The sequence below is a fragment of the Streptomyces sp. NBC_00005 genome (assembly GCF_045160215.1).
GTDB lineage: Bacteria > Actinomycetota > Actinomycetes > Streptomycetales > Streptomycetaceae > Streptomyces.
Map to the genome: position 1 here is coordinate 6,996,495 of NZ_CP108316.1, position 17,604 is coordinate 7,014,098.

The window sequence follows — 17,604 nt, forward strand, 5'->3', positions numbered from 1 at the left end:
ATCCCCAGCCACCCCACTCCGTGGGCACTCTGTCAGTCGCCCTCCGTAGACTGACCCCGTGAGCGACCAGAACCAGCCCGACCCCTTCGACGAGATCGTCGCGACCGAGACCGACCGGGACCCCGACCTCGCGGTCATCGAGGCCGGCAGCCGCACCCTGCGTACCCAGGGCGGCCCGCCGCAGGCAGACGTGCCCGGGCGGCCGGAGGACCCCGAGGTCGACAAGGCCCTGCGCGAGGTCGAGGCGGAGCTGGCCACGCGATGGGGCGAGACCAAGCTGGAGCCGTCGGTCAGCCGTATCGCCGCGCTGATGGACGTGCTGGGGGAGCCGCAGCGGTCGTACCCGTCCATCCACATCACGGGGACCAACGGCAAGACCTCCACCGCCCGCATGATCGAGGCCCTCCTCGGCGCCTTCGAGCTGCGCACCGGGCGCTACACGTCGCCCCACGTCCAGTCGATCACCGAGCGCATCAGCCTGGACGGCGCCCCCATCTCCGCCGAGCGCTTCGTCGAGACGTACGAGGACATCAAGCCGTACATCGAGATGGTCGACGGACAGCAGGAGTACCGGCTGTCCTTCTTCGAGGTGCTGACCGGCATGGCGTACGCCGCCTTCGCGGACGCCCCCGTGGACGTCGCGGTCGTCGAGGTCGGCATGGGCGGCTCCTGGGACGCCACCAACGTCATCGACGGGGACGTCGCGGTCGTCACGCCCATCGACCTGGATCACACCGACCGGCTCGGCGAGACGACCGCCGCGATCGCCACGGAGAAGGCCGGCATCGTCAAGCAGGACGCGACGGTGATCATGGCCCAGCAGCCCGTCGACGCCGCCCAGGTGCTGCTGAAGAAGGCCGTCGAGGTCGACGCCACCGTGGCCAGGGAAGGGCTCGAGTTCGGGGTCGGCGCCCGGCAGGTCGCCGTCGGCGGACAGATGCTCACCCTGCGCGGCCTCGGCGGCGAGTACCCCGAGGTGTTCCTCCCGCTCCACGGCCCCTACCAGGCCCACAACGCCGCCGTCGCGCTCGCCGCGGTGGAGGCGTTCTTCGGGGTCGGCTCCCAGCGGCCCGAACCGCTCGACATCGACACCGTCCGCAAGGCCTTCGCGGCCGTCTCATCGCCGGGCCGGCTCGAAGTCGTACGGCGTTCGCCCACCGTCGTCCTGGACGCCGCCCACAATCCGGCCGGCGCCCGCGCCACCGCCGAGGCGGTCGGCGAGGCCTTCGACTTCAGCCGGCTGATCGGAGTCGTCGGCTCCAGCGGCGACAAGAACGTACGGGGACTCCTGGAGGCCTTCGAGCCGATCTTCGCCGAGGTCGTCGTCACGCAGAACTCCAGCCATCGCGCCATGGACGCGGACGAGCTCGCCGCGATCGCCGTGGAGGTGTTCGGCGACGACCGGGTCCAGGTCGAACCGCGGTTGCCGGACGCCCTGGAGGCCGCGATCACCCTGGCCGAGGAGGAGGGCGAGTTCGCGGGCGGCGGCGTACTCGTCACCGGCTCCGTCATCACGGTCGGCGAGGCCCGACTGCTCCTGGGAAGGGGCTGACAGCCCGTGCGTACGCTCTGTGCATCGACCCTGATCGGCGAGTTCTTCGTGATCGGCTTCGCCGGCCTGGTCGCCATGAAGGACCCCGATCTGGCCACGTCGACGGTGTGGACGGTCAGCGGCATCGCGATGTTCCTGTGCGTGGCGCTGTGCGGCGTGGTGACCCGGCCGACGGGGATCGCCCTCGGCTGGGCCCTCCAGGTCGCCCTAGTCGCCTCCGGTTTCATCGTGTCGTCGATGTTCTTCCTGGGCGCGATCTTCGCGGCGCTGTGGTGGGCCTCGGTGCACTACGGAAGAAAGATCGACGAGGCCAAGGCCCGCTTCGCGGCGCAGGCCGACTCCTCCACACCTGACGCTGCGTAAGTGCCGCTCGGGCCCGCCCGGTAATCTCAGGGCCTGTCGTCACCCCGCACGACCCTTGATCCTTTAGGAGCCCGTAGTGACCCAGCGCACCCTCGTCCTGCTCAAGCCCGACGCGGTTCGCCGTGGCCTGACCGGCGAGATCATCAGCCGTATCGAGCGCAAGGCCGGCTGGCAGATCACCGCGCTGGAGCTGCGCACCCTGGACCAGGACACCCTGGAGCAGCACTACGGCGAGCACAAGGGCAAGCCCTTCTACGAGCCGCTGGTGGAGTTCATGGCCTCCGGTCCGGTCGTCGCGCTGATCGTCGAGGGCGAGCGGGTCATCGAGGGACTGCGCGCGCTCGCCGGCCCGACCGATCCGATCGCCGCCGCCCCCGGTTCCATCCGCGGCGACTACGGCGTGATCGTCCGCGAGAACCTGATCCACGCCTCCGACTCCGAGGAGTCCGCCCAGCGCGAGGTGAAGATCTTCTTCCCGGGCCGCGCCTGAGCGACGGGACGATGAATTTCTGAGTGGCCGTCAAGCCGCTCAAGTGCCTGACCTGGGGCGGCCGAGTTTTTCCGGCCGTCCCCTGGCATATGCGTGCCGATCGGGGGAACGAGTGCCCCCGATGGGCCGTCTCCACAAGCGAGGCGACACTTCATCTGCTGACAATGGCGAAGACCCTCGCGCAGTGTTCGTGCAGGCGCGTCTACGATGGAAGCCTTCACGTCACAGCACCCACTTCGCCGACCTGAAAAGCCCTCAAAAGCTCCCAGGAAGGCCAGACGAATCCTGATGGGGAACTCAATGTCGTTCATCGGCCGTGACATGGCTGTCGACCTCGGGACCGCCAACACGCTGGTGTACGTCAGGGGTCGCGGGATCGTACTCAACGAGCCGTCCGTCGTCGCGATCAACACCAACACCGGTGGCATCCTCGCGGTCGGCGCCGAAGCGAAGAAGATGATCGGGCGGACCCCTGGCAACATCGTTGCCGTACGGCCGCTGAAGGACGGCGTCATCGCCGACTTCGAGATCACCGAGCGGATGCTCCGCTACTTCATCCTGAAGATCCACAAGCGGCGTTATCTGGCTCGTCCGCGGGTCGTCGTCTGTGTGCCCTCGGGCATCACGGGCGTCGAGCGCCGCGCCGTCATCGAGGCGTCGTCCCAGGCCGGCGCCCGTCAGGTGCACATCATCGAGGAGCCCATGGCCGCGGCCATCGGTTCCGGCCTGCCGGTCCACGAGGCCACGGGCAACATGGTGGTGGACATCGGCGGCGGCACCACGGAGGTCGCGGTCATCTCGCTCGGCGGCATCGTCACCGCCCAGTCCATCCGCGTCGCGGGCGACGAACTGGACAACGCGATCATCCAGCACATCAAGAAGGAGTACAGTCTCCTCCTCGGTGAGCGGACGGCCGAGCAGATCAAGATCACGATCGGTTCGGCGTACGACCTAGACGATGACCAGCACACCGAAATCCGCGGCCGGGACCTCGTTTCCGGGCTGCCCAAGACCGTTGTCATCTCCGCCGCCGAAGTGCGCAAGGCGATCGAGGAGCCCGTCAACGCCATCGTCGACGCCGTCAAGACGACCCTCGACAAGTGCCCGCCGGAGCTGTCCGGCGACATCATGGACCGGGGGATCGTGCTGACGGGCGGCGGTGCGCTGCTGCGCGGGCTCGACGAGCGGCTGCGCCGGGAGACCGGCATGCCGATCCACATCGCCGAGGACCCGCTGGACAGCGTGGCGCTCGGTTCGGGCAAGTGCGTCGAGGAGTTCGAGGCGCTCCAGCAGGTGCTGGACGCCAGCCCGCGCAGATGACGTAACTCTTCGATTCCGCCGTACGAGATGATCTCCTCTCGTGCGGCGGATCGTTGATATGGAGGCATAAGCTCGCCCAAAAGCCTCTGAACACCTGAACACCTCAACCTCTGCACATTCCTATGAGGAAGGCACGGCCGCCGCACGTGAGGGACACACGAGAGAGCCGGCTGCTCCTGGTGCTGCTGATCGCGATCGCGTTCGCGCTGATCACGGTGGACATCCGCGGCGGGGAGGACTCACCGGTCGACGGTGCCCGCCAGGCCGCGGCCACGGTGTTCGGCCCGATCGAGGACGGGGTGTCGTCAGCGGTCAACCCGGTCGGCAACGCCGTCTCCGCGGTCCGCGATTCGGGCACCCGGCACGACCGGCTCGCCCGCCTGGAGAAGGAGAACGCGGCCCTCAAGGCCAAGCTCGGCAGCGACGACCGCAACTCCAGCCGCCTCAAGCAGCTCGACAAGATGCTGAAGGTGTCCGCCGAGGGCCAGTACGGCATCAAGGGCGGCCAGGTCATCGCCATAGGAGCGGCCCAGGGCTTCTCCTGGACGATCACCATCGACATCGGTGCCAACGACGGCATCAAGCGGGACATGACCGTGCTGAACGGAGACGGTCTGGTCGGACGGGTCACCACCGTCGGCCCCGACACCTCGACCGTTCTCCTCGCCAACGACCCTGACTTCACCGTCGGCACCCGCATGGAGGGCAGTGACGAACTCGGCTTCGCCACCGGGCAGGGGGACCGCGCGCTGCGCGTCGAACTGCTCAACAGCAAGGCGGACGTGAAGAAGGGCGACCGGCTCGTCACCTTCGGCTCCGAGGCCGACAAGCCCTTCGTGCCGGGCGTCCCGGTCGGCGTGGTCTCCCGCGTCGACCCGTCCGGCGGCGACCTGACCCGCACCCTCTACGTCACGCCGTACGTCAGCTTCACCAAGCTCGACATCGTCGGCGTCGTCGTCGAGGCCCCGAAGAAGGACCCGCGCGACACGGTGCTCCCGAACAAGCCCAAGCCGACCCCCACGCCGACGGTCACCGTCACGGTCACCCCGTCCGCGAACGCGTCCCTCGACGGCCAGACCGAGCAGCAGTAGGAGCTGAATCCCCATGCGCGTCAACCGGATCCTGCTCTCCTCGGCTCTGATCGTCGTAGCCCTGGTGGTCCAGGTCAGCGTCCTAGCCCGGCTCCATCTGCCGGGCGCCGTCCCCGACTTGCTCCTGCTCACCGTCCTCGGCCTCGCCCTGGTGTACGGCCATGTCGGCGGCGCCCTCGTCGGCTTCGGCGCGGGCCTGCTCGCCGACCTCGCCCCGCCCGCCGACCACGCCGCCGGGCGCTACGCCCTGGTGCTGTGCGTCATCGGCTATCTCGCCGGGCTGGTCAAACCGGAGAACGGTCGGCTCAAGTCGGCCACCGGCCCCATGCTCGTCGTGGTCGCCGCCGCCATCGGCTCGACCCTGCTGTACGCCGGTGTCGGCGCCCTCGTCGGCGACACCGCCGCCCGCCATGTCGGCCTGGTCAGCCTGCTGTTCACGGCCGCCGTGTACGACCTGCTGCTCGCCCCGTTCGTGGTCCCCGGGATCATGGCCCTGGCCCGGCGCGCGGACAACGATCCGCTCGCCGAGGCCAACTCCTCGTCCAAGAAGGCGACCGACATCTCCTCCGGCTGGATCTCCGCCGGGACGGGACTCAAGGTCGGCGGTCAGCGCGGCGGCCTCGGCGGCCTGAAGACCAGGGCCCGCACCCGTACCACCCGCGTGGGCCGCATCAAGGGGGTCAAGCGGCTGTGATCGCGCGGGAGTTGACGGCGGGCATTCACAGCTCCGTCGTATATGACACATACACGCACTGAGAGGGGGAGGCAGCCACAGTGACCAATGCCCGCCCGTCTCCCGCCACCACCCTCGAAGGAATGGGCTTCGCCCATGACTAATATTCCGGAGACCGGACGGACCCCACGGGTCCAGATCCGGCTCATCGTCATCCAGATCCTCGTCCTCTCCCTGCTCGGCACCCTCGGCGGCCGGCTGTGGTACCTGCAGATCCGCGAGGGCAACGAGTACGCCAAGGAGGCGTCCGGCAACCACGTCCAGCAGGTCGTCGATCCCGCCGTACGCGGATCGATTCTGGATGCGCGCGGCGTGCCGCTCGCCGACAACGAGACCCGCCTCGTGGTCTCCGCCTCCCGCACCGACCTGCTGAAGATGAAGGACGACGGCAAGGCGGTCCTCACCAAGCTGGCCGGGGTTCTGGGCTTGAAGCCCGCCGAGGTCATGCAGCGGGTCCGGCTGTGCGACGCCAAGACGCCGCAGCCCTGCTGGAACGGCTCGCCCTACCAGCCGATCCCCATCACCGACGAGGCCACGCCCCGCCAGGCCATGCAGATCCGCGAGCGCTCCGAGGACTTCCCCGGCATCACCGCCGAGCCCGAGGCCCTGCGCCGCTACCCCGCGCCCGGCAAGGCCAACACCGCCCAGGTCCTCGGCTACCTCTCGCCCGTCACCGACGACGAGATCCAGCAGGCCAAGGACACCGACTCGCCCTACCTGCGCTCCGACCAGGTCGGCCGCAACGGCCTGGAGCGCGAGTACGACAAGGAACTGCGCGGCAAGGCCGGCGTCACCCGCTACGAGGTCGACAACCTCGGGCGCGTCATCGGCAAGGCCAAGGCGGATGCCGCCCAGCCCGGTTCGAACCTCGTCACCAGCATCGACTCCCGCGTCCAGCGCGTCGCGGAGTACGAGCTGGACGAGGCGATGAAGGGCGCCCGCAAGCAGTTCGACTCGATCACCGGCGAGAACTACAAGGCAGACTCCGGCGCCGTCGTCGTGATGGAGGCCAAGACCGGCCGCATCGTCGCCATGTCGTCCGCGCCCACCTACGACCCGAACGTCTGGGTCGGCGGCATCTCCGCCAAGGACTACAAGAAGCTCACCGGCAAGGGTTCCGACTACCCGCTGCTGAACCGCGCCATACAGGGTCAGTCCGCGCCCGGTTCGACCTTCAAGGTGGTCTCCACGGCCGCCGCGGTCGAGGCCGGCTACGAATGGGACGGCGGCTACCCCTGCACCAGCTCGTACTCGGTGGGCGGTCAGGTCTTCAAGAACTTCGAGGGAGAGAGCTTCGGCCCCATCTCGCTCGGCCGGGCGCTCGAGGTCTCCTGCGACACCGTCTTCTACGGCCTCGCCGACCGCGAGTGGAAGAAGGACGGCGGCATCAACCCGAAGAAGGGTGAGCCCAAGGACTACTTCTACAAGGCCGCCCACCAGTTCGGCCTCGGCAAGGAGACCGGCGTCGACCTGCCCAACGAGGTCACCGGCCGCGTCCCGGACCGCCAGTGGAAGCTCGACTACTGGAAGGCCAACAAGGTCGCCTGGTGCAAGAGCGGCAAGAAGGACGGTTCCTACGTCGAGAAGATCGCGTACGAGAACTGCCTCGAGGGCAACAAGATGCGCGAGGGCGACTCGATCAACTACTCCATCGGCCAGGGCGACACCCTCGTCACGCCGATCCAGGAGGCCATGATCTACGGGGCGCTCGCCAACGGCGGCACCGAGTACGTCCCGACCATCGGCAAGGCGATCATCAGCGCCGACGGCAAGACCGTCAAGGAGATCAAGCCCAAGGTCAAGGCCAAGCTCCCGGTCAGCCAGGCCACGCTCAAGGGCATGAACAAGGCCCTCGCCGGCGTCGTCACCAGCGGTACGGCCGCCTGGAAGTTCCAGGGCTGGCCGCAGGACAAGATCGAGCTGCACGCCAAGACCGGTACCGCGGAGGTCTACGGCAAGCAGACGACCTCCTGGCTGGCCACGTACAGCAAGGACTACACGATCGTCATGACCATCGCCCAGGCCGGTACGGGTTCCGGCGCCTCGGGTGAGGCGGTGCGCAACATCTACAGCGCCCTGTACGGCGTTCAGTCCGACGGCTCGGTCGACAAGAAGAAGGCACTGCTGCCCACCCCGCAGAAGGGCCTGCCCAAGGTCCAGACGGACGGCACGATCGCCTCCCCGAAGGTTGCCAAGGACCCGGCCAAGGACCTGAAGAAGGCCATGGAGAAGGGCGCGACCGCCCCGGACGGGACCCAGCCGCCCGCGACCACCGCCTCGCCGACGTCGACGAACCGGAACACCCGCAGGCGACCTCGTAAGAGGGGAAGCCGGAGGATGCTCACATGACCGGTGCCAACAGCTTCTCCGTCTCCGGGTACGGACCCCGGCGCGCGGGCTGGACGCGGATCCTCGCCCGCGACTCGCTGGCCCGCCGCCTGGACTGGCCGATACTGCTGGCCGGGCTCGCGCTCTCGATGATCGGCTCGGTCCTCGTCTACTCGGCGACCCGCAACCGCACCGAGATCAACCAGGGCGACCCGTACTACTTCCTCATCCGCCACATCATGAACACCGGCATCGGGTTCGCCCTGATGGTCGGCATCGTCTGGGTCGGCCACCGCACCCTGCGCACCGCCGTCCCGCTCCTGTACGGCGCCTCGGTGTTCCTGATCCTGATGGTGCTCACCCCGCTCGGCTCCACCGTCAACGGCGCGCACTCGTGGATCGTGCTCGGCGGCGGCTTCTCCCTCCAGCCCTCGGAGTTCGTGAAGCTCACGATCATCCTGGGCATGGCGATGCTGCTGTCGGCCCGGGTCGACGCGGGCGACAAGAAGTACCCCGACCACCGCACGGTTCTGCAGGCCCTCGGCCTGGCCGCCGTACCGATCCTGATCGTCCTGCTGATGCCGGACCTCGGGTCGGTCATGGTCATGGTCATCATCATCCTCGGCGTGCTGCTGGCCTCCGGCGCCTCCAACCGCTGGGTCTTCGGACTGCTCGGCGCGGGCACGATCGGTGCGATCGCCGTGTGGCAGCTTCACATCCTGGACGAGTACCAGATCGCCCGCTTCGCGGCCTTCGCGAATCCCAGCCTCGACCCCGCAGGCGTCGGCTACAACACCAACCAGGCGCGGATCGCCATCGGTTCGGGCGGGCTGACCGGCGCGGGCCTCTTCCACGGCTCGCAGACCACCGGCCAGTTCGTGCCCGAGCAGCAGACGGACTTCGTCTTCACGGTCGCGGGGGAGGAGCTGGGCTTCGTCGGCGCGGGCCTGATCATCCTCCTCCTCGGTGTGGTCCTGTGGCGCGCCTGCCGGATCGCCCGCGACTCGACCGAGCTGTACGGCACGATCGTCGCCGCCGGGATCGTCGCCTGGCTCGCCTTCCAGACCTTCGAGAACGTCGGCATGACCCTCGGCATCATGCCGGTCACGGGCCTGCCGCTGCCGTTCGTGTCGTACGGCGGCTCGTCGATGTTCGCGGTGTGGATGGCGGTGGGGCTGTTGCAGTCGATCAAGGTGCAGAGGCCCATGTCGGCGTAGGAAACCACCCCTTGCCTCTGGGTTTCCCCGGTATTCATCCCCGGGGGGCCCTGCCGTTCACCGGCGAATCCCACTAGATTCGGGTCATGGCGGACACAAAGCGGGAGATCGAGCGGAAGTACGAATCCGAGGACAGCGGACTGCCCGACCTGACCGGCGTCGCCGGCGTCGAGACCGTCGTGGACAAGGGCGTCGCGCATCTGGACGCCACCTACTACGACACCCCGGACGAACGCCTCGCCGCGGCCGCGATCACCCTGCGCCGCCGCACCGGCGGGTCCGACGCGGGCTGGCACCTGAAGTTCCCGGTCGCCCCCGGCGTCCGCGACGAGATCCAGGCCCCGCTCTCCGACACCCTCCCGCGCAGCCTCGCCGGCCTGATCCGCTCCCGCGTCCGCGACGCCGAGCTGCTGCCCGTCGTCCGCCTGCTCTCCGACCGCGACGTCCGCGACCTCGTCGACTCCGAGGGCCGGCTGCTCGCCGAGGTCAGCGTGGACGCCGTACGCGCCGAACGCCTCACCGTCGACGGGGGCACCGCCCAGTGGACCGAGCTGGAGGTGGAGCTCGCCGACGGCGGCGACCCGGCCTTCCTCGACAAGGTCGACAAGCGGCTACGCAAGGCGGGCGTACGACCGTCCAAGTCGGCGTCGAAACTGGCCCGGGCCCTGGCCGAGACGACCCCGAAGAAGAAGCGCAGGAAGCAGCCCGCCGCCCGGGAACCGGTGACCGCCGGCGACCACGTCCTCGCGTACGTCCGCGAACAGCGGGACGCGATCGTCACCCTCGACCCGGCCGTACGGCAGGACACGTACGACTCCGTGCACCGCATGCGCGTCGCCACCCGCCGCATGCGCAGCGCCTTCCGCTCGTACGGCAAGGTCCTCGACCGGACCGTCACCGACCCCATCGGCGACGAACTGAAGTGGCTGGCCGGCGAGCTCGGCGTGGACCGGGACGCGGAGGTGCTGACCGAGCGCCTGACGGCGGCCCTGGACGAGCTGCCCAGGACGCTGTTCTCCGGCCCGATCCGCACCCGGCTGCGCACGTGGACGCACGCCCGCCGCGGCGGATCGAGGCGTCGGCTGACCGGCGTCCTGGACTCCAAGCGGTACCTGGCGCTGCTCGACGCGCTGGACGCGCTGGTCGACGATCCGCCGCTGCTGGAGGCCGCCGCCGGCCAGCCGGAAAAGGTGATCGCCAAGGCCGTACGGAAGGACTTCCGAAAGCTGTCCGGCCTGGTGGAGCAGGCCGTCGCTCTGGAGCCCGGCCAGGACCGCGACCTCGCCCTGCACGAGGCACGCAAGAAGGCCAAGCGGACTCGGTACTCGGCGGAGGCGGCCGCGCCCGGCCTCGGCAGCCCGGCATCCGCGCTGGCCAAGTCGATGAAGTCCCTGCAGAGCCTGCTGGGCGACCACCAGGACAGCGTCATGACCCGCCAGACCCTGCGCGAGCTGTCCGCCGTGGCACACGCGGCGGGGGAGAGCTCGTTCACGTACGGAGTGCTGTACGGACGCGAGGAGGCGACGGCGGCGGCCGTGGAGAGGGATCTGCCCGGTGCCTGGCAGGAGGTCAAGGGCGGGATGCAGGTCTGAGGGGTCTCGGAGCGGTCCGAACGGTCTCCGAGCGGTTTGGGCGGTCAGGGGGGCCGCGTGGTTCGCGTTAGGCTAGATGGTCACCCCTGTCGGTCCAGTCCATTGAGTCCGTGCAGTCGTTCAGTCCGTTCAGTCCATCCCACGAAGGTTCGCGAGATGTCTGCCGAAGTCGCTGCGGCCGCTGAGTCTGTGTTCCCGCAGCTCGAAGCTCTGCTCCCGCATGTGCAGAAGCCGATCCAGTACGTCGGCGGAGAGCTCAACTCCACGGTCAAGCCGTGGGAGTCCTGTGACGTCCGCTGGGCGCTCATGTACCCGGACGCGTACGAGGTCGGGCTGCCCAACCAGGGCGTCATGATCCTCTACGAGGTACTGAACGAGCAGGAGGGCGTCCTCGCCGAGCGCACCTACAGCGTGTGGCCGGACCTGGAGGCGCTGATGCGGGAGCACGCCGTCCCGCAGTTCACGGTGGACAGCCACCGGCCGGTCGGCGCGTTCGACGTGTTCGGGCTGAGCTTCTCCACGGAGCTCGGCTACACGAACATGCTGACGGCGCTGGACCTCGCGGGCATTCCGCTGGAGTCGCGCGACCGCGGCCTTGACGACCCGATCGTGCTGGCCGGCGGCCACGCGGCCTTCAACCCCGAGCCGATCGCGGACTTCATCGACGCGGCGATCATCGGCGACGGCGAGCAGGCCGTGCTCGACATGACGAAGATCATCCGCGAGTGGAAGGCGGAGGGCCGGCCCGGCGGCCGCGAGGAGGTCCTCTTCCGCCTCGCGAAGACGGGGTCGGTCTACATCCCGGCGTTCTACGACGTCGAGTACCTCCCCGACGGCCGTATCGCCCGCGTGGTCCCCAACAAGTCGGGCGTCCCGTGGCGCGTGTCGAAGCACACGGTCATGGACCTGGACGAATGGCCGTACCCCAAGCAGCCCCTCGTCCCCCTGGCCGAGACGGTCCACGAGCGCATGTCCGTCGAGATCTTCCGCGGCTGCACGCGAGGCTGCCGCTTCTGCCAGGCAGGCATGATCACCCGCCCGGTCCGTGAACGCTCCATCACGGGCATCGGCGACATGGTGGAGAAGGGACTGAAGGCGACGGGCTTCGAGGAGGTGGGTCTGCTGTCGTTGTCGTCGGCCGACCACTCGGAGATCGGCGACATCGCGAAGGGCCTGGCGGACCGGTACGAGGAAGACAAGATCGGCCTGTCCCTCCCCTCCACCCGCGTCGACGCCTTCAACGTGGACCTGGCGAACGAGCTGACCCGCAACGGCCGCCGCTCGGGCCTGACCTTCGCGCCCGAGGGCGGCTCGGAGCGCATGCGCAAGGTCATCAACAAGATGGTCTCGGAAGAGGACCTGATCCGCACGGTCTCCACCGCGTACGGCAACGGCTGGCGCCAGGTGAAGCTGTACTTCATGTGCGGCCTGCCGACGGAGACCGACGACGACGTCCTGCAGATCGCCGACATGGCGATGAACGTGATCGCCGAGGGCCGCAAGGTCTCCGGCCAGAACGACATCCGCTGCACGGTCTCGATCGGCGGCTTCGTCCCCAAGCCCCACACCCCGTTCCAGTGGGCGCCCCAGCTGTCGGCGGAGGAGACGGACGCCCGTCTCACCAAGCTCCGCGACAAGATCCGCGGCGACAAGAAGTACGGCCGCTCGATCGGCTTCCGCTACCACGACGGCAAGCCCGGCATCGTCGAGGGCCTCCTCTCCCGCGGCGACCGCCGCATCGGCGCCGTCATCCGCGCGGTCTACGAGGACGGCGGCCGCTTCGACGGCTGGCGCGAACACTTCTCCTACGACCGGTGGATGAGCTGCGCCGACAAGACGCTGCCCGCCTTCGGCGTGGACGTCGACTGGTACACGACGCGCGAGAAGACGTACGAGGAGGTCCTCCCCTGGGACCACCTCGACTCGGGCCTCGACAAGGACTGGCTCTGGGAGGACTGGCAGGACGCCCTCGACGAGACGGAGGTCGAGGACTGCCGGTGGACGCCCTGCTTCGACTGCGGGGTGTGTCCGGCCATGCAGACCGAGATCCAAGTCGGGCCTACGGGTAAGAAGTTGCTGCCGCTGACGGTCAAGAAGGGTGCTCCGACCAGCGGTCACGCTCACTGACGTGAGCGAGGCGTTGCGGCGCATCGTGGAGGCCTGGGGACGGCAGCGAGGAAGAGGCGGCTGCCGTCCTGCGGGCGCTCGGGGCTCAGCGTGGGCGCCGGGCGGGCGCGCGGGAGACGCCGAGAACGCCTCTGCCGTCGCCTGGGGTCCCTTTGCTCGTCCACTCGGAAGTGGAGTGGGTCTGAGGGCTGGAAGCCCTTGGAGCCCATGGTTGGTGGGCCTGATGACTATGGACGGGGTGAGCTGTCCGCCGTGACGCGGAGACGTCGACATGTCGTTCCGGAGCGAGCTGGACCACGTCGACCCAGGATATTCGCTGGTCAGACGCCCTACCTTCTGGCTTCCCGGTCATGCTTGAGACGGATGATGCTGCCCGGGATTTAGCGGGCTTCGTGCTGTCAGAGACTGGAGCACTGATCGAGACGGCGGACCGCTGCGGCCATGCGTCAGGCTCGACGTGGAAGGCGCCATGGTCGCCCCTGGTAGAGACTTCACGGACCTCCAACGTCTCCCTCTAGACCGAGCTCGGACCGTCTCGCATCCCTTGACGGCCACCGTCGACTATCGGACCAATATGGATAAAACGCTCACGAAATGACGTTTTTGCGTGGTTCGCTCTGGCAGAGTCGCTGCGTGTTCAGGGGTGCGTAAAGCAAGGTGCCCCAAGCGCCCAGTGACCAGGGAAATGCCATGAGCGACACAGGAGGCTCCTCCGGCCGGAACGCAGACCGGAGTACGGACCGTAGTACCGGGGACGGTCCTGCGTCGCCGGCGCCCCCGGCCCCGGGCGCGGTGAGTCCGGCTCAGTCGGCCCCGGGTGGGCCGGGCGGAGGGCACGCCGCGTCCGCGGGGCCGGACGAGGGGCCGAGGCCGCCGTCCTGGCGGGCGCTGATCACCGGCCTGCTGATGGCCCTCGTCATGGCCACCATCATGGTCACGACCTACGTGTCGGCGCAGCATGCCGTGGTCGCGCGCGATCTTCCGTGGGGTGTGACGGGCAGCTCACCGCTGACCACAAACGTCCAGGAACACGTCTCGCTGAAGATCCACCACTACAAGGACCAGGCCGCCCTGGAGGACGCCGCCAACCGCACCGAGATCTACGGCGGCTTCGTGACACAGAGCAACACCGTGGTGATCGCCGAGGCCGCGAGCCTGGTCGCCCCCGGCCAGATGCCCGCTCTCTACGAGAAGGCCGCCAAGGCCCAGGGCCGGCATCTCGCCTTCAAGGTGACCAACAAACTTCCCAAGGAGGACCCGCTCGGCGTGGTCCCGGGCATCGCCGTGTTCGTGCTGCTCGTGGCCGGCTACCTGGGCTCCACCCTCGCCATGCAACGCACCGGCGCTGCGGCAGCCCGCCGCCGCGTCCTCAGCCTCATCGGCTACGCGATCATCGCCGGCCTGGTCTTCGACGTGATCATCGGTCCGATCCTTGACGCCTACCCGGACGTCGGCACCAACTTCTGGCCCCTGTGGGGAGAGTTCACCCTCATGTGCCTGGCCGTCGCGCTCTTCGCCGCAGCCCTGCAGAGTCTGATCGGCCCGATCGGCACCCTTCTCACCGTCGTCATCGTCGTCTTCTTCGGCAACCCCTCCACCGGCGGAGTCAACGGAACCGCCTACCTGCCGGCCTTCTGGCAATACCTCGGCCCCGTCCTGCCCCCGTGGAACGGGGCAACCCTGGTCCGCAACACCCTCTACTTCGACGGCAACGCCATCACCCAGCAGCTCATCGTCCTGAGCATCTACGCCGTCGTCGGAGCCGCACTCGTCACCATCTCCACCTACGGCCACCTGCTGTGGTGGCGCGGCACCAAACGACGCCCGCCCATCAGCCCCGAAGAAGAGGGCGGCATCGCCGCCATCCCACCCGCATGAACCGGCCGCGCCCCGCATCCCGCCGCCCAGACCGGGCCGGCCAGGTACCAGGCCACACCCCCGCAGGCTGCAGCGACGGCTCGGACCGACGGCGTCTCGCCCGTCTTCCCCTCCCGCCTGAATATCCAGGCTCGGCCCGTGGGACAGCCTGAGCAGCGCGCCGAGGGCGCGGGACCGTTCACCACCCGGCTCACCTGGCACCCTCCCGGCGGCGGCACCGCCGTGTGGGACTCCCGGCTCGCGCGCCGACGCGGCGTACTCGCCGTCCGTCCCCACGGTGCGGCGGCAACCCGGCACATCCGTGCGGACGCTGTCGCCATCGCCCGCCTGCGCCGACTCAACGCCATCGCGGCGATCGCCTTCGTCATCGGCGGGGCCCTCTTCGCCGCCGGCGCGGCCGTCGCCCAGTTCGGCTCCGGCGACGCCACCGAGTGCGCCTCGATCTACTTCGCGGGCGGCCTGTTCTTCAGCACCGGCGGGTACGTGTCACTGCTCCAGGTGATCAACGCGCCCCGCCACGAAGGCGGCGGCGAAGGCCGGCTGGTCACCGGCCGCTGGCGGTGGTGGAGTTACGAGCCGATGCGGGTGGACTGGCTGAGCACCTTCGTCCTCTTCGCGGGCACCCTCGTCTTCGCCGTCGACCTGCTGGACTCCTTCCTGCAGGGCCTGAAGGTCCACCAGGTCAACCGGCTGATCTGGGTGCCCGACGTGATCGGCTGCGCCCTCTTCCTGGTCTCCGGCCACCTGGGCTTCGTCGAGATCTGCCACGGCCGGCCCTGTCTCCGCCCGCACAACCTCGGCTGGCGGATCGTCGCCGTGAACCAGCTCGGCTCCGCCCTCTTCATGGTCTCCGCGCTCGCCGCCTACACCCGCCCCGCTACCGACAGCCTTGTCAACGCCGACATCGCAAACTGGGGCACCCTCACCGGCGCCCTGTGCTTCTCCCTCGCCGGCCTCCTCCAACTCGGCGAACACCCATAGAGGTCGCAGGCGAGGCGACGCCGAGCTCTGCCTCACCGTCGCAGGCGCATGGTGCTTCGCGAAGCTGGTCAGCAGCCATAGTTCAGAGAGGAGTGCTGGTGCCGTAGGTGTCGTGGTCGGTCATCGGTGCCTGACCCTAGGCGACTGGAGCTTCCAGCCCCGTTGCGTGGGGCGGTGTGTCCGGCCATGCAGACCGAGATCCAAGTCGGGCCTACGGGTAAGAAGTTGCTGCCGCTGACGGTCAAGAAGGACGCTCCGACCAGCGGTCACGCTCACTGAGGTGAGTGAGGCGCTGGCGCGGATTGTTGATGCCCTGGCGGGGGCGAGCGAGGACGACGTAGCCGCTGCCCTGGCTGCTGTCGGCGTCTCCGGGCGTCAGCAGTCGACACCGCAGCCCAGGCCTCAAACGCCCTTGCCGGGGCCTGGAGGCTCTTCGGACATCCACTCAGCGGTGGAATGGGTCTGAGCCCGCTACGGGCCTACGTACGGCGATGTGACCTTCTGAGTCCCTTTCCTGATCGGAGGGGGCTCAGTGGTTTTGGGCCCTCGACAGTGACTGAAGTACGGCCTTCTCTGCTGATACGAGGCCCGCGCATGGCGCGGGCACACGTCGCCTCAGCGGCGCGGCCTGCGCGCGCGAGCCGCTCGGGAGCCGGGTTGACCCTCGACCTTGTTCAGGGACCAGAGTGCTGGGTGTGGAGAACGACATGCGCAGCATTGGCGAGATGGCCCGCGAGAGCGGGCTGGGCGTGAGCGCCCTGCGGTTCTACGACCGTGCCGGTGTGTTGGTCCCGGCCTGGGTGGATCCGGTGAGCGGTTACCGCTGGTACGAACCCGAGCAGCTCGAAGAGGCCCGGCTGCTGGCCCGCTTGCGCCGGGCCGGGATGCCGCTGGCGGACATCCGGCTGGTGCTGGCCAGCTGGTCCGGCGCGGACACCGATCTGGTCCGGAAACTGCTCGAGGCGCACCTGCGCCGTCTCGAACAGGGGCTGTCAGATGCCCGCAGCGAGTTCTCCGCGCTCCGAGGACTACTCGATCACAGGGAGAATGTCATGACTTCGCTCCGCATCGCCCCCGTCCGGCTGTCCATCGCCGCTCCCGAGCTGGCAGCCGCGTTGGATACGGTTCGGTTCGCGGCGAGTACCGACCCGGAGCTGCCGATGCTCGGCGGGGTCCTGTTCGATATCGAGGGCGAGACCCTCCATGTCGTGGCCACCGACCGGTACCGAATGGCTGTCGCACATGCCGGTATCGGCGGGCACGACGGAAGCCGAGTGCAGGTCATCGTGCCCACCCCGCTCGCCGACGCGATGCGGGCACTGTTGGACAGCGAGGGACCCGTGCGGCTCTCTGTCGACGGTGACCGCGTGACACTGGAGGCCGGGGACAGGCAGGCGGCTGGTCAGTGCCTCGGCCACGACTTCCCCGACTACCGTCGTCTCCTCCCCGTGGCCGGCGGACGCCGCACCCTCGTCGAGGTGGCGGACTTCCGCAAGGCCCTGGAGACCGGTCCTGTCCGTTCCGGCGAGGCCGGAGCCCATGACCTCAGCGTGCTCAGCGTGGACGACGGCGGCACGATGACCCTCTGCACCGATGGTGACGACGCCCCGAACCGCGTCGCAGTCAACCGTGAGTTCCTGCTGGACGCGCTGGCCGCCGGGGCCCGGGACCGACTGATTCTGGAGCTCGGCGCCCCCACGGCGCCGATCGCGATCCGCCAGCCCGACAACGAGGGCACCTTCTCGCTCCTGATGCCGGTCCGCCTGGAGGACTGACGGTACGTTCACCCTGATCCGGCCCTCCCCGGCCGACCGGACGGAGCCGAATCAGGGTGTCGGGGAACCCGCAGATGGACACCCACATCCAGATCGGCCCGACCGGGAAGCAGCTGCTGCCGCTCACGGTCAAGAACGCGGCTCCTGCGGCCGGCGG

Annotated in this window: 13 protein-coding genes; all 13 read left to right on the plus strand. The window is 68.9% G+C overall.

Translation table 11 applies throughout. The features are described 5' to 3' along the window. The first annotated feature begins 58 nt into the window (after positions 1-58). The 13 genes from OG303_RS32130 (at position 59) to OG303_RS32190 (ending at position 17,447) form a co-directional block, all read left to right on the plus strand. Positions 59-1,552 (plus strand): bifunctional folylpolyglutamate synthase/dihydrofolate synthase, encoded by a 1,494-nt coding sequence (locus OG303_RS32130; RefSeq protein WP_405872776.1) that lies wholly within the window; start codon positions 59-61, stop codon positions 1,550-1,552. A gap of 6 nt (positions 1,553-1,558) precedes the next feature. Continuing rightward, complete coding sequence (locus OG303_RS32135) at positions 1,559-1,915, plus strand: DUF4233 domain-containing protein (protein ID WP_405872778.1); 357 nt, start codon at positions 1,559-1,561, stop codon at positions 1,913-1,915. 76 nt (positions 1,916-1,991) lie between these two features. After that, positions 1,992-2,405 (plus strand): nucleoside-diphosphate kinase, encoded by a 414-nt coding sequence (gene ndk, locus OG303_RS32140; RefSeq protein WP_405872780.1) that lies wholly within the window; start codon positions 1,992-1,994, stop codon positions 2,403-2,405. A 300-nt stretch (positions 2,406-2,705) separates the two neighbouring features. Beyond that, entirely contained in the window at positions 2,706-3,725 is a 1,020-nt protein-coding gene (locus tag OG303_RS32145) for a rod shape-determining protein (protein WP_405872782.1), read from the plus strand. A gap of 146 nt (positions 3,726-3,871) precedes the next feature. Then, positions 3,872-4,816 carry a rod shape-determining protein MreC gene (mreC, locus tag OG303_RS32150; protein ID WP_405872784.1) on the plus strand — a complete coding sequence of 315 codons (945 nt, stop codon included), beginning with the start codon at positions 3,872-3,874 and terminating at the stop codon, positions 4,814-4,816. A 13-nt stretch (positions 4,817-4,829) separates the two neighbouring features. Further along, positions 4,830-5,510 carry a rod shape-determining protein MreD gene (gene mreD, locus OG303_RS32155; protein WP_405872786.1) on the plus strand — a complete coding sequence of 227 codons (681 nt, stop codon included), beginning with the start codon at positions 4,830-4,832 and terminating at the stop codon, positions 5,508-5,510. A gap of 135 nt (positions 5,511-5,645) precedes the next feature. After that, positions 5,646-7,898: a penicillin-binding protein 2 gene (mrdA, locus tag OG303_RS32160; protein ID WP_405872788.1), complete on the plus strand. Its 2,253-nt coding sequence runs from the start codon at positions 5,646-5,648 to the stop codon at positions 7,896-7,898. After that, positions 7,895-9,094: a rod shape-determining protein RodA gene (gene rodA / locus OG303_RS32165; RefSeq protein ID WP_405872790.1), complete on the plus strand. Its 1,200-nt coding sequence runs from the start codon at positions 7,895-7,897 to the stop codon at positions 9,092-9,094. The genes mrdA and rodA overlap by 4 nt, the downstream gene beginning before the upstream one ends. 86 nt (positions 9,095-9,180) lie before the next feature. Next, positions 9,181-10,686 carry a CHAD domain-containing protein gene (locus OG303_RS32170; protein ID WP_405872792.1) on the plus strand — a complete coding sequence of 502 codons (1,506 nt, stop codon included), beginning with the start codon at positions 9,181-9,183 and terminating at the stop codon, positions 10,684-10,686. Between the two features lie 156 nt (positions 10,687-10,842). After that, positions 10,843-12,813 (plus strand): TIGR03960 family B12-binding radical SAM protein, encoded by a 1,971-nt coding sequence (locus OG303_RS32175; protein ID WP_405872794.1) that lies wholly within the window; start codon positions 10,843-10,845, stop codon positions 12,811-12,813. Positions 12,814-13,605: 792 nt separating this feature from the next. Continuing rightward, the gene (locus OG303_RS32180) at positions 13,606-14,691 is read left to right on the plus strand and encodes a hypothetical protein (RefSeq protein ID WP_405872796.1); all 1,086 of its coding nucleotides are present in this window, start codon (positions 13,606-13,608) and stop codon (positions 14,689-14,691) included. A 138-nt stretch (positions 14,692-14,829) separates the two neighbouring features. Then, on the plus strand, positions 14,830-15,672 hold the full coding sequence (locus tag OG303_RS32185) for a hypothetical protein (protein ID WP_405872798.1): 843 nt from the start codon (positions 14,830-14,832) through the stop codon (positions 15,670-15,672). Between the two features lie 707 nt (positions 15,673-16,379). After that, on the plus strand, positions 16,380-17,447 hold the full coding sequence (locus OG303_RS32190) for a MerR family transcriptional regulator (RefSeq protein WP_405872800.1): 1,068 nt from the start codon (positions 16,380-16,382) through the stop codon (positions 17,445-17,447). Positions 17,448-17,604: the final 157 nt, after the last annotated feature.

Coding starts and splice junctions, on each gene's coding strand:
- mrdA (WP_405872788.1), top strand. CDS start 5,646: ATGACTAATATTCCGGAGACCGGACGGACCCCACGGGTCCAGATCCGG.
- OG303_RS32190 (WP_405872800.1), top strand. CDS start 16,380: ATGCGCAGCATTGGCGAGATGGCCCGCGAGAGCGGGCTGGGCGTGAGC.
- mreD (WP_405872786.1), top strand. CDS start 4,830: ATGCGCGTCAACCGGATCCTGCTCTCCTCGGCTCTGATCGTCGTAGCC.
- OG303_RS32175 (WP_405872794.1), top strand. CDS start 10,843: ATGTCTGCCGAAGTCGCTGCGGCCGCTGAGTCTGTGTTCCCGCAGCTC.
- rodA (WP_405872790.1), top strand. CDS start 7,895: ATGACCGGTGCCAACAGCTTCTCCGTCTCCGGGTACGGACCCCGGCGC.
- OG303_RS32170 (WP_405872792.1), top strand. CDS start 9,181: ATGGCGGACACAAAGCGGGAGATCGAGCGGAAGTACGAATCCGAGGAC.
- OG303_RS32145 (WP_405872782.1), top strand. CDS start 2,706: ATGTCGTTCATCGGCCGTGACATGGCTGTCGACCTCGGGACCGCCAAC.